General features: G+C 38.0%; 11 protein-coding genes and 1 pseudogene. 10 read left to right on the top strand and 2 right to left on the bottom strand.

Annotated features, from left to right (window positions below; all coding sequences use genetic code 11):
• Nucleotides 1-18: 18 nt before the first annotated feature.
• Nucleotides 19-600 (bottom strand): tRNA-(ms[2]io[6]A)-hydroxylase, encoded by a 582-nt coding sequence (locus tag R2S57_RS07330; RefSeq protein ID WP_316844396.1) that lies wholly within the window; start codon nt 598-600, stop codon nt 19-21.
• Between the two features lie 154 nt (nt 601-754).
• Here R2S57_RS07330 and R2S57_RS07325 point away from each other — a divergent pair, with 154 nt between their 5' ends.
• The 5 genes from R2S57_RS07325 (at nt 755) to R2S57_RS07305 (ending at nt 6,992) form a co-directional block, all read left to right on the top strand.
• Nucleotides 755-1,990, top strand: a complete 1,236-nt coding sequence (locus R2S57_RS07325) for a glycosyltransferase family 4 protein (RefSeq protein WP_316844395.1) — start codon at nt 755-757, stop codon at nt 1,988-1,990.
• Between the two features lie 308 nt (nt 1,991-2,298).
• Complete coding sequence (dnaK, locus tag R2S57_RS07320) at nt 2,299-4,155, top strand: molecular chaperone DnaK (RefSeq protein WP_316844394.1); 1,857 nt, start codon at nt 2,299-2,301, stop codon at nt 4,153-4,155.
• A 341-nt stretch (nt 4,156-4,496) separates the two neighbouring features.
• A complete protein-coding gene (locus R2S57_RS07315; protein ID WP_316844393.1) occupies nt 4,497-5,420 on the top strand; it encodes a M28 family peptidase in 924 nt (307 codons plus the stop codon).
• Nucleotides 5,421-5,438: 18 nt separating this feature from the next.
• Nucleotides 5,439-5,873 (top strand): hypothetical protein, encoded by a 435-nt coding sequence (locus R2S57_RS07310; RefSeq protein WP_316844392.1) that lies wholly within the window; start codon nt 5,439-5,441, stop codon nt 5,871-5,873.
• Nucleotides 5,874-5,960: 87 nt separating this feature from the next.
• On the top strand, nt 5,961-6,992 hold the full coding sequence (locus tag R2S57_RS07305; RefSeq protein WP_316844391.1) for an LLM class flavin-dependent oxidoreductase: 1,032 nt from the start codon (nt 5,961-5,963) through the stop codon (nt 6,990-6,992).
• Here R2S57_RS07305 and R2S57_RS07300 read toward each other — a convergent pair whose 3' ends face one another.
• Complete coding sequence (locus R2S57_RS07300; protein WP_316844390.1) at nt 6,993-7,436, bottom strand: DUF4395 domain-containing protein; 444 nt, start codon at nt 7,434-7,436, stop codon at nt 6,993-6,995.
• A 254-nt stretch (nt 7,437-7,690) separates the two neighbouring features.
• Here R2S57_RS07300 and R2S57_RS30485 point away from each other — a divergent pair.
• The 5 genes and pseudogenes from R2S57_RS30485 (at nt 7,691) to R2S57_RS07280 (ending at nt 13,502) form a co-directional block, all read left to right on the top strand.
• Nucleotides 7,691-8,095, top strand: a pseudogene (locus tag R2S57_RS30485) (endonuclease domain-containing protein).
• Nucleotides 8,096-8,325: 230 nt separating this feature from the next.
• Entirely contained in the window at nt 8,326-10,701 is a 2,376-nt protein-coding gene (locus tag R2S57_RS07295; RefSeq protein ID WP_316844389.1) for a DUF2339 domain-containing protein, read from the top strand.
• Nucleotides 10,691-11,911, top strand: a complete 1,221-nt coding sequence (locus R2S57_RS07290; RefSeq protein ID WP_316844388.1) for a DUF3999 family protein — start codon at nt 10,691-10,693, stop codon at nt 11,909-11,911. Before R2S57_RS07295 ends, R2S57_RS07290 begins: the two co-directional genes overlap by 11 nt.
• A 14-nt stretch (nt 11,912-11,925) precedes the next feature.
• Complete coding sequence (locus R2S57_RS07285) at nt 11,926-13,047, top strand: suppressor of fused domain protein (RefSeq protein ID WP_316844387.1); 1,122 nt, start codon at nt 11,926-11,928, stop codon at nt 13,045-13,047.
• Between the two features lie 2 nt (nt 13,048-13,049).
• Nucleotides 13,050-13,502 carry a DUF1569 domain-containing protein gene (locus R2S57_RS07280; RefSeq protein ID WP_316844386.1) on the top strand — a complete coding sequence of 151 codons (453 nt, stop codon included), beginning with the start codon at nt 13,050-13,052 and terminating at the stop codon, nt 13,500-13,502.
• The last annotated feature ends 18 nt before the right edge of the window (nt 13,503-13,520 follow it).

Below are 13,520 nucleotides of genomic sequence, written 5' to 3'. Positions count from 1 at the left end.
CTTTGGGAGATTTAGGGGTTACCCGTGTATCGCTTCTTTTTTTCCGAAACTCTGGATCAATTCCCCTTCAAAATCCAACCATTCTTTCCAGCGTTTATCCACATCAACATCCGTACTGTATTTCCGGGCAAAATTCAAGAAAGTAGTATAATGCCCCGCTTCTGACACCATCAGTTCGTGATAAAATTTAGCCAACTCCTGATCTTTGATGTTTAATGACAGTACCCTGAAACGTTCACAGCTTCTGGCTTCGATCATTGCGGCAAATAAAAGCCGATCAATAAAAGCCATGTTCCGGCTTCCGTCCTTTTTGCTAAATTTTGCCAAACGGCCAACGTAATCATCTTTACGCTCGCGACTTAAAGTATAGCCCCGTTTTTTTATAATTTCAATTACCATCTGAAAGTGTTGCATCTCTTCAATGGCTATAGCCGTTAATTCATCTACCAGATCCTGATGTTCAGAATTTTGAGTGATTAATGTAATGGCATTGGTTGCCGCTTTTTGTTCGCACCAGGCATGGTCAGATAAAATTTCTTCCAAATTCGATTCCGCAATATTTGCCCAACGTGGGTCTGTCAATAATTTTAATCCTAACATGTGTGCTTTGTAATTGAGCTGCAAAATTAGAAATATTTAAGATACGTTTAATATCTCCCGCTGATTTAAAAGATTATCGCAGATTTTAGGTTTTAATCACCGAAAATCACATTTATCTGCGGGAGCCAAAAAAAAGAGCTTATTTTGCAGGTAAATGAATATTACTGCTAAGAAATTGTTAATTATTGGATTTGTTTGGCCCGAACCCACTTCATCGGCAGCAGGAACGAGGATGATCCAACTGGTTGATTTATTTTTAGCTAGAGGTTATCAGATCATCTTTGCATCAGCAGCTTCAAAAAGTGATTTCAGTTATGATTTTAGTGGAACTGATGTAGTAGAGCAAGAAATCAAACTAAACGACGAAAGTTTCAACACGTTTATAAAGGAATTAAATCCGGATATTGTACTGTTCGACCGTTTTATGGTTGAGGAACAGTACGCATGGCGTGTTCAGCAAGAATGCCCCCATGCACTTAGGCTTTTGGATACCGAAGATTTACATTGCCTGCGGAGTGCCCGCCAACAGAGCGACAAGAAAAAACAAGCTTTGGATTTATTTTCAAATACGGCAAAAAGAGAAATTGCCTCAATTTTACGTTGTGATTTATCCTTAATCATTTCGGAAGCAGAGATGGATATTTTGAAAACACAATTCAAAATTGATTCTTCATTGATTTATTACCTGCCTTTTCTTGAAGCGGAAATTGAACCGGATACTATAGAAAACTGGATTCCTTTTGATGATCGTAAAGATTTTATTTTTATTGGCAATTTCCTGCACGAACCCAATTGGAATACCGTACAAGTTTTAAAAACCAAGATATGGCCAACACTGAGGAAAAAGCTGCCGGAGGCAAGGTTAAACATTTATGGTGCTTATCCATCTCAAAAAGTTTTGCAACTGGATAACAAAGGCGAAAAGTTCCTGATCAAAGGAAGAGCATTAGATGCCAGAGAGACCATTGCTAAACACCGCCTACTGCTTGCCCCAATTCAATTTGGTGCGGGTGTTAAAGGTAAATTTATCGATGCCATGCAGGTGGGTACTCCATCGGTTACCACATCTATCGGTGCCGAAGCCATGAAAGGCAATTTAAATTGGAACGGCAGTATTGAAGACGATTTGGATCTCTTTACCGATGAAGCTGCAAAACTTTATCAGGATAAAAATGCCTGGAAAATTGCACAACAGAATGGCATTCAAATCATCAATCAAAGATATTCGGCCAAATACTTTGCAGAACCATTCATCACAAAAGTGGAAAGATTGGCTGCAGATTTAACTGCACACCGGCAAAATAACTTTTTCGGACAGATTTTGAACCACCATACCGCACAAAGTATAAAATATATGAGTCTTTGGATTGAGGAGAAGAACAGGAAATAGTTTGGAGTCCGAACTCGGAGGTCCGAAGATATAGTGGTTTAAAGAAGATAAAATTTATCGTTTTTAGTCTGGGATCCGGAGTAAATTTTATCTGAGGCACAAACCCCATGTTAAATAAACCTGCTGTCCCTCCTGCCGATCCTTCAATCGGCAGGAGGGACAGCAGGACTGCTGCAACCCAAGAATGACCGAACCCTTCATTTCCTAAAATTGACCTTACTAGATAGAAATCAATTTTAATCTCTTTAACATTTCAACTTTACAACATTTCAACAATTTTAGTACAACATTTGCTTACTTTTGTGCCCATGGCAAAAATATCGATTAACCTTGCTACAGGTTCGTTTCAGAAGGAAGAAATTATAGTTGGAATAGATTTAGGCACTACCAATAGCCTGGTGGCATTTATCAATCCTGATAAAAATCCGCAGGTAATTAACGATGCAGGTAAAGGAATATTAGTACCATCTGTGGTATATTTTAATAGTCAGAACGAAGCCATTGTGGGTAACGAAGCAAAAGAGTTTTTAACCACAGACCCTTCCAACACCATTTTTTCGGTAAAAAGATTACTTGGCCGCTCTTATAAAGATGTTGCCGAACATAAGGATATTTTCTCTTACAAAATTATCGATGATGATAGCGATGCCCTGGTTAAAATCCATGCGGGCGATCGTTTTTATACCCCTATCGAGTTATCAGCAGAAATTTTAAAAGAACTTAAAGCCAGGGCAGAACACGCCTTAAAAACTCCGGTTAACAGGGCGGTTATTACTGTTCCGGCCTACTTTAACGACAGCCAGCGCCAGGCCACCAGAGATGCAGGAAAACTGGCAGGTTTGGATGTAATGCGTATTGTAAATGAACCAACCGCAGCCAGTTTGGCTTATGGAATAGGTTTAGATCCTTCCCAACAAAAAACCATTGCTGTTTACGATTTAGGCGGAGGCACATTTGATGTGTCTATATTGCAGATTCAGAACGGAATTTTTGAAGTGTTGGCCACCAACGGAAATACGTATTTAGGTGGCGATGATTTCGACCGCGCCATTCTAAACTATTGGCTGGAGAAAAACAATCTTGACATAGCCGTAGTTGCACAGCATAATATTTTGATGCAAACCTTGCGTTTACAGGCCGAGGCTGCTAAAAAAGCCTTATCAACCCAAAATTTATACAACGAACAGGTTGGAGAAATCTGGTGTACGCTTGATAAACAGACTTTTGAACAGTTAATTTCTTCAAAAGTTGAAGAAACCATCACCGCCTGTAAAAATGCTTTAAAAGATGCCGATTTATCGGCCAGCGATATCGACGAAGTCATTTTAGTGGGTGGTTCTACCCGTACTCCTTTTGTAAAACAAGCTGTTGAGAACTTCTTTGGCAAAAAACCACAAGACAATATCAATCCTGATGAAGTGGTAGCCCTTGGCGCGGCCATCCAGGCTGATGTTTTAGCTGGGAACCGTTCTGATATCTTATTGTTGGATGTTACACCCCTCTCTTTAGGTATCGAGACCATGGGCGGTTTAATGGATGTAATTATCGCCAGAAACAGTAAAGTACCAACTAAAGCTGGTCGCCAATATACCACTTCGATAGACGGACAGGTAAATATGAAAATCTCTGTTTACCAGGGCGAACGCGATTTAGTGAAAGAAAACAGGAAACTGGCTGAGTTCGACTTAAGGGGCATTCCTGCTATGCCTGCTGGTTTACCAAAAGTAGACATCAACTTTTTACTAAATGCAGATGGAATTTTAACCGTTCAGGCCATTGAATTGCGCTCAGGTGTTAAACAAGAGATTGAGATTACCCCTAGCTATGGCTTGAGCGACGATACGGTAGAGAAAATGTTGATCGACAGTATTACCCATGCCAAAAGTGACGTAGAACAACGTATGCTGATCGAGGCAAGAAGCGAAGGTGAACAATTGGTTTACACAGCTGAAGGTTTTATCAAAAAACATGCAGCACATTTATCTGAAACTGAAATTGCAGAAACCGTGGGACATATTGAGGCACTAAAAACAGCTTTGGCTACTCAGGAAAAAGATACGATTTTGAAAAAAGCAGATGAACTGAATGAATTTACCCGTCCATTCGCCGAACGTGTAATGGATGCCGCCATTTCGACCGCGATGAAAGGCAAGAAAATTGAGTAGTTTTCAGTTTACAATTGGCAGTTTTCAACTTAGATCCGTCATTCTGTCCCGAACATTCAGGATCAGAACCTTTCATGCTATAACTATCGTACTTATATGGCCTTATATTTCTTATATGGTTCAAATTTAGATTGATTGGAAAGCAATATCAGTGCTAATCGGATTCGATAGTCCCGCTTTCGGTACGAGTTCCGATTGAAGAATCGGAAGCTCTTCCCTCCAATAGGGTTTAATTAACACGGATACACCTAAAAAACTCAGGTTGTAATGAGCATAAACTAAATTGTAAATATTATCTTCGGCTAAGGATTAATCAAATCCCATTCTGAAGTTTTTAACCAATGAATAGACTCAAAATCTTAATTAGCTTTCTCATCTTTCTGATTCTTAACTATGGTAGCGTTTCTGCCCAATCAGATACAGTTCTGATCAAATCCTATCTAAAAACCTTAACCAAAACGCCAAAATTCCGTAACCACAGCAATATAGATCAGCTCGATATTACTGCCGATTACATCAAAACAATCTTTAGAAAATCATCAGACAGCGTCTATTTTCAGGAATATACTTTTGATCAAAAAAGTTATAAAAACATCATCTGTTCATTCGGTACCGAAAATAAAAAGCGGATTATTGTTGGTGCACATTACGATGTTTGCGGCGACCAGGAAGGTGCTGACGATAATGCCAGTGGTATTGTGGGCTTATTGGAATTATCAAGGCTTTTGAAAGGCAAGAAACTAAACTACCGCATCGATCTCGTGGCCTATACACTAGAAGAACCACCTTATTTCAGAACGGAGTTAATGGGCAGTTATATTCATGCCAAATCGTTAAAAGAATCTAATGCAACGGTATATGGAATGATTTCGCTCGAAATGATTGGTTACTTTAAGGATGAGCCAAAATCACAAACCTACCCTTTAGGCATCCTATCTGTAAAGTATGGAAATAAAGGGAATTACATTACCCTTGTTAAAAAATTTGGTTCAGGTGAATTTGTAAGTCAGTTTTCAAAAAGTTTTAAGGCTACAAAAAGCATACTCACCAAAACCTTTTCTGGCCCACCAAAACTACCAGGCATCGATTTTTCAGATCACTTAAACTACTGGAAATTTGGTTATGACGCCATGATGATCACCGATACCTCTTTTTATCGGAATAAAAATTACCATCAAAAAACCGACACTATGGAAACCCTTGATATACCCAGGATGAGTAAAGTAATTGATGGGGTTTATAATGGATTGATTTCTTTGAAATAATAATTAAGAATTCGGGATATGCTTAAATTAATAAAAGTAAAAGACAATAGTAATTTAGGCCCGTTACTTTATGTTTTTGGTTTATTCCCATTATTTCTAGTTAATCTCACTTTTATCTTCAATCTGAGTTATCTCCAATCCACATTAATTACAATGTTCATGCTGGCTGTGTTTCTAATATTCTTTTTTAAAAACCTGATAGCGAAACAAGAAGAATATGCCATTGTAGCAGATGAAATTGAGATCACATTCTTAAAATTGGGAACTTTCAAATGGAATGAAATCAAAATGATTAAAGCTGTTCCTGATATACCATTTCGCCGCAACAGGTACAAATTCATGAATATTACTTTGCAGAATGGTAAAAAGTTTAAAATTGACACCACTAATTTTGATTATCCCAATCACGAACTCGAAACCATTTTCAAGGCTTTAGGCAAACTGACCGATTAATCACTATTGCTTTTCAGGGCTTTTCTTACCATACATCAAAAACCACTTGTTACTTATCCATTAACTTTGTTAAAATTATTTAACATTATGGAATTAGGTATCGGTATGTTTGGCGATTTACAGATCAATGCAAAAGGAGAAATCCAACCCGCTCAGCAAAGACTTCAGGAAATTATAGCAGAAATAAAACTCATGGACGAAGTGGGTTTAGATTTTTATGGTATTGGCGAACACCACCGTCCTGATTATGCCGTATCGAGTCCTGAAATTATACTGGCTGCTGCAGCTACAGTAACCAAAAACATTAAATTGAGCAGTGCCGTTTCGGTTTTAAGCTCATCCGATCCGGTTAAGCTGTACCAAAATTTTGCCACGATAGATCTAATTTCGAACGGAAGAGCCGAATTAATGGCCGGGCGTGGAAGTTTTATCGAATCATTTCCCTTATTTGGTTACAACCTCCAGGATTACGATGAACTTTACGAAGAAAAATTAGCACTGTTGCTTAAAATAAACAAGGAACCTAAAGTCAGCTGGAAAGGCAAATTCAGACCAGAACTGAATAACCAGGAAATATTACCAAGGGCTGTAAACGATAACTTAAAAATATGGGTTGCTGTTGGTGGCACGCCAGAATCGGTAGAACGCGCTGGCAGATTAGGACTACCTGTAATGTTTGCCATTATTGGAGGTCAGCCGATACAGTTTAAACCACTTTTTGATTATTATAAAAAAGTTTATGAAGCTTATGGGCATGATATGAACAAATTTGAAGTAGGCGTTCATATGCATTCCTTATTTGGAGAAAACAGCAGTGAAGTTGCAGATTACTACTATCCACTTTATTCTGCCCAGATGAACAGGATTGGCAAATCAAGAGGTTGGGCACCCTATCAGCGCAATCAGTTCGATGCGGGCAGAAGCAGTAACGGTGCGCTAATTATTGGTGATGTAGACGAATCGGTTGAAAAGATTTTAGCCATGCAGGAAACCTTTGGACTCACACGTTTCTCCGCACATATGGACGTAGGTGGACCTTCTCACATCGCTTTGATGAAATCAATTGAGCTATTCGGCAGCAAAATTGCGCCTAAAGTTCGTGAGGCATTAAAGGAATAGTTATGCTGAGTTTTTCTTTGTAAAAACCTGTAAAAAAGAATAGATATAACAACCTACACAAACGGCAAATAAACTTTCTAAAAGGGCAAAAACAGTCATCGTTGCTGTGAGCACTAATGCAAGCGTGTCGAAATCAAATAAAAATGTCGCGGTAATCAACAGGCAAAATCCAAAGCCTAAGGTTGCCGCGAACTTTTTTGGCGCAAGATCCTTCATTTTGGGTGAAAGCGAAAGGGCATTAGAAATTTTAATGGCTATATATTTCAACAAGCTAAACTTACCTGATGTAAATGCCCTTAAGGCAAAATCAAAAAGCAGGAAAACAATTGCCCAATAATCCGAAAACACAATACATGCAATTGCGATCAAAGCAACCATAAAAGCAATGATCCGTACTACGTTCTCATTTACTCTTTCTGCTGATACTGGGCAGGATAATTCCATGGAGATTATTTTGGTATAAATTTACTAATTTATTTAATGGAGTGTACAACCTGATATCCCCCTCCTTGAAAATAAGGAGGGGAGCTGATTTATGGATATAAAATACTTTCCATAGATCCTTCTGCTCAAGGTTCGAACCAGAAACTGGAAAACGACACCAACCTCGCCATAGCACTTCCTACTCCCTCCTATTCCAGGAGGGGAAGGGGTGGTAGGCTGAGTAAAAATTAATTAAAAAACAGTTATATTGAGTTATGGTTCTCAACAATGTCAAATACCTGAAGGATTATAGAAAAGAGCTAAGAAACAATCTTACTCCTGCTGAGGCAACCATGTGGAAATACCTTCAAAACTCAAGGCTTGATGGCAAAAAATTCAGACGCCAACACAGTGTCGGAAACTATATTCTGGATTTTTACTGACCATCGGAAAAATTAGCTATCGAGGTAGATGGCAATAGCCATGATGATGATTCAGCACAAATTTATGATGAACAACGAACCGCCTTTTTAAATACCAAAGGAATTCATGTCATTAGATTTGAGAACGCTGAAGTTTTTGAATCAGAAGAATTGATTTGCGAGGAGATTAGGAAGCATTGTAAAAACCACCCCCACCCCTCCTTGAAAATAAGGAGGGGAGCTGATTTATGGGTATAAAATACTTTCCATATATCCTTCTGCTCAAGGTTCGAACCAGAAACTGAAACAAAAGACACCAACCTCGCCATAGCACTTCCTACTCCCCTCCTATCCCAGGAGGGGCAAGGGGTGGTAAGCTGAGCAAAAATTAATTAAAAAAATCAACAAACCACATTTATTATATTTATCTCCTTATTAAAATACATTCCTATATTTATTAAAATAAATTACGCACTACCTAATATAGAATGGATAATTCCGAAAAACTAAACCTGCTTTTAATTAAGCTCGAAAACCTGTTGCTCAGGCAGCAAGGTTTTGAAGCCGAAATTCAAGCTTTAAGAAACGAAGTTAAAGCACTGCAATCGCCAGGCTCAGCACCAGTGGCCCCGATAAGCAACACTGAACCTATAATTGCACCACCACCCAGAAACACACCGCCAGTTGCAGTTGTACAACAATCTGCTATACCTCAGCCTCTTCCTGTACGTCCACCAGCCCCGGTAAATCCTGCACAACCCAATTTCGCTGATCGATTTAAACGCGAGAACATGGTTAAATCCGATTTCGAAAAATTTATCGGCGAAAACCTGATCAGTAAAATCGGCATCCTGATTTTAATCATCGGTGTGGGCATAGGTGCTAAATATGCCATCGATCATGATATGGTGAGTCCATTAACCAGAATTGTATTGGGTTATGCCGTTGGTGCTGGTTTAATGGCCTTTGCCATAAAACTTAAAGCCAAATATGAAAATTTCTCTGCTGTTTTGCTTAGCGGGGCAATTGCCATCCTATATTTTATCACTTATGCTGCCTACGATTTTTATGCCTTAATTCCGCAGGTACTGGCTTTTGCCCTGATGGTTGTGTTTACCTCATTTACTGTTGTGGCAGCCATAAACTACAACAAACAGGTAATTGCCCACATTGGTTTGGTAGGTGCTTATGCCGTCCCTTTTTTACTGAGCGATGGCTCGGGTAAGGTTGGCGTTCTGTTTACGTATATGGCCATTATCAATATTGGCATTCTGATACTCAGTTTCAAAAAATACTGGAAACCCCTGTTTTATGCATCTTTTGGTTTAACATGGATCATCTTTTCTGCCTGGCGTTTAGATTTAAGCAGCAGTAACGATTACTTCAGCATCGCATTATTATTTTCTACCATATTCTTCCTCACATTTTACATCACCAATTTAGCCTATAAAGTAAGTAAAAAAGAAGTTTTTAGCTTTAGCGATGTCGTAATCTTACTTTTAAATTCATTTATCTACTACGGAATAGGCTTTTTAATACTTTCAGATAATAAAAACAGTGCTGAACTGTTAGGTTTGTTTACATTGGCCAATGCCGTAATTCACTTTGTGGTATGCCTCATTATCTATAAGAAAAACCTGGCAGATAAAAATCTGTTTTACCTCATCCTTGCTATGGTAATCACCTTTATTACTATGGCTGTGCCTGTACAGTTAGATGGCGGATGGGTAACCATTTTCTGGGTTGTAGAGGCTGCTGTGCTGTTCTATTTGGGCAGAGTGAAGAACATCGCCATTTATGAAAAATTATCCTTCCCTTTAATATTTTTAGCAGTCATCAGTTTACTTCAAGATTGGTTTGATTACAGCAATTTACCTATCTTCGGTTTAACCATCACACCGATCATCAATGTAGGTTTCTTAACCGCGGTTATTTTCATCGCTTGCTTCGCCTGGATATTCAGCATTAGCAAAAAACAAACAGAAAAACCTGCGGAGTGGGTTTGGATGCGCCAAATATTAAATTATGCCATTCCATCCATACTGCTGGCGGTGATTTATTTTTCGCTGAGAATAGAGATAACCAAATACTTTAATAATCTTGTCGATTCTACAAAACTCAACTTAAATCCGCATCAGAAACAAGATTACGCGACTTACGAATACAACTACAATTATCATAATCTAAAAACAGCCTGGATTTACATCTATACCCTGATTTTCGCTTCAATATTAAGCTACCTCAACATTAAAAAACTAAAAAACAGTGAGCTTGCTGTCGCTAACCTTATTATTAATATCGTGGTTATCGTTACATTCCTAACATTAGGACTTTACAACTTAAGCGAACTGAGAGATGCCTATTTATTTCCTGAAAATAAATATTTTATCATTGGTTCATTTAATATTGGCATCAGGTATGTTGCAATTGCTTTTTTCGCTTTGCTCATTGTTCAGTGTTACCAATTGCAACGTTCGGGCCTCTTAAAAAAAGATTTCAAAACCATGTTCGATTATTTGCTTTATCTATCCTTATTGTGGATCATCAGCAGCGAACTGATTAACATTTTAGAATTATCCCATTCGGCAGGCAGTTACAAACTGGGACTAAGTATTTTATGGGGCATTTTTTCATTGTTTCTCATTAGCATGGGGCTGGCTAAAAACAAAAAACACTTACGCATTGGCGCAATGATACTGTTCGGCATTACATTGGTCAAACTTTTCTTTTACGACATTTATTCCTTAAGCACCATCGCCAAAACCATCGTTTTTGTTTCGCTCGGCGTATTATTGCTCATCATATCTTTCCTTTACAATAAATACAAACATTTAATTATTGATGATGTTAAAGTTGAAAATTAGGCTCTTTGCATTGCTTTTGCTTTGCGCTACAATCGCAAATGCCCAAACCAATTCGTTTAAATTTAAGCGAAGCATAACCGGCGTGAATACCATTTGGCATAAAATGGTATTGCCAGATGATTTATACAAAAAGGCAAATGCGGGTTTCGAAGACTTAAGGATTTTTGGCATCCATGGAAAAGATACCACGGAAGTTCCTTACCTGTTGAAACAACGCGGCGATCAGGTTACAAATAAAGATATTGCCTTCAAACAGCTTAATCAAAGTGCCAATTCCAACGGTTATTATTATACCTTTCAATCGCCAGAAATAAATTTAATTAACCAGATCAAGCTTGCATTTAAGCAAGAAAATTTCGACTGGAAAGTAAATCTCGAAGGCAGTAACGACAACAAAGAGTGGTTTACCATTTTTACCGACTACAGGATTCTTTCGATCAAAAATAACGATACGGATTACCAGTTTACCACATTGAATTTCCCGGATGCTAAATATCAATATTTCAGACTTGCGGTAAAAAGTCCTGTTCAACCTGAATTATTAGAAGCAAAAATTTCTAAAACAGATACCATTAAGGGAACTTACCAAGATGTAAAATACCAGTCTTTCGACCTTAAAAACGATGTGTCTAAAAAGGAAACTGTTATTGATGTAACTTTAGTAAAACCTGTTCCCTTATCTTATTTAAGTTTAAATGCGCAAAGCGATTTCGATTTCTACCGTTCCATCAAAATTGAGTATGCCACTGATAGTTTTAAAACCGACAAAGGTATACAGTGCAATTATGCAGACCTTTATGAGGGTACGATAAGTTCTTTGGAAAGGCCGGTATTCAATTTCGCAAACACCATTACCTCAAGATTAAAAATAACCATCCAAAATAACGACAATAAGCCATTACATTTGAGTGGCTTACAGTTAAAAGGAAATATTTATGAAATTATAGTCCGATTTGATGAGCCAAAAGATGAATATGCTTTATATTATGGCAATGAAAAAGCGATAAGCCCGGTCTACGAAATTGAAAAATTTGAAAGTAAAATCCCAGCTGAATTAACCAGCGTAAACATTGGTAAAGAAGAACAAAATCCTGCTTATTCCATTAAAACAGAAAAACCTTTATTCGAAAACAAAGCCTGGCTTTGGGTATTAATGGCTTTGATCATTGCATTATTGGGCTGGTTTTCATTTAAAATGTTGAGGAATTAAGATTAATTATTAAAATGAGTTTATTAAAAAAACTTTTTTCACCAGGAAAAGAAAAAATACCAGTTTCAGAAGTTCTTTTAGAATTTCGCAGTCCCGGCTGTCCGATTACAGCAATAGTGGAACAGGACGAAAGAGTTGCTTACTTTTATCTTTGGGGCGACAAAGACACTAGTTTTGGTGTTAAAAGCTGTTGGATCAGAAACCTAACAACCGCACCTGTAAATATTGAAACAGATCTGATTAAAAAGGGAATCCCTCCCATGTTGAGTAGCTCATTTTGCAAGTATCCTCAAGGCCAAACGCCACTAAATAGTGAAGATTTGGAAATTGTGTGGCTCGAAGAGGGAGATGGTGCTGCATTATTGGAAAAGGGAGAGATAATAGCAATTATCCCCGCTTGGTCGGGCAATGGCGACTTTTGCGGATATGCCCGGGATTGTAAAGATCATGGCGAATTCTGTTGGGAACTCACAACCACTACCGAATTGATAAATCGGGTTAAAAGTGCTCAAGAATATTGGTGTTTGTGGGATAATGATCAAACGCCGTTTGAGATTAAACAGCCGCAGCTACTAAATAGTTATGTAGAAATTTTAGGCAATAGCGATAGATATTATGCTATTGATGGAAATGAATGGCCCCCAAAAGGTCTATTTCTAAAAACAGGAGATTTTAACGATGTATTTGTTACGGTTGGACTTTCTTTGCTTCCTATGCCCGTGGTTGAAATGTACAGCGAAAATCCCGAACAAATAAACAGGATTGAGTTGGGTTTAATATTAAAATCTGGCTTACAGCAAACCGAGCTCGACAAACTGGGTGGCTGGATAAGCGGACAGGCTGATATACCCTGGAAAGGGATTACCTGGTTGGGCAATGGCCACACGGTCACATTTAAAGAACTTAAGAATACGAAAATCACTGCTGTAATTTTAGTTAAAGACCTAAACGTTCTTCCCAAATTTGCGCTCGATGATTACAGAGGTAGTCCTATCAATGTTTTGTGGATGATACCGATAACCGAAAATGAAAGAAATCATGTCATTGAAAACGGTTGTGAAACACTTATCGAAAAATTGAACAGTATAGGAACGGAAGTTTTTAATGTCTATCGTCCAGAAATCATTTTAAATTAACCATGAAGAACATTTTCCAGGTTGCAGTAACTAAAGAAATTATTGAACGCATTGACAACCTTACACCTGCCACTATCCAGCTTTGGGGCAAAATGAATGTTGCCCAGATGCTGGCGCATTGCAACGTCAGTTATGAACTGGTTTATGATGATATCCATCCAAAACCAGGGACAGTAATGAAATTTATCCTTAAAAAGCTAGTTAAAAACAAAGTGGTAAACGAAAAACCCTACCCTAAAAATAACCAGACCGCTCCTGCCTTCATCATTAAAGACGAAAGAGCATTCGAAAAAGAAAAGGGCCGTTTAATTGCATACATCGAGCAAAGCCAGCAATTGGGCGAAAGCCATTTTGATGGTAAAGAATCACATTCTTTTGGCATATTAACCAAAACCGAATGGAACAATATGTTTTATAAACACCTCGATCATCATCTAAATCAATTCGGTGTTTAATTATTTATTATTGTCAAA

This window comes from Pedobacter psychrodurus, assembly GCF_032678585.1.
Lineage (GTDB): Bacteria > Bacteroidota > Bacteroidia > Sphingobacteriales > Sphingobacteriaceae > Pedobacter > Pedobacter psychrodurus_A.
The sequence above is the reverse complement of the archived record's forward strand: the minus strand, read 5'-3'. Positions and strand labels throughout refer to the sequence as shown.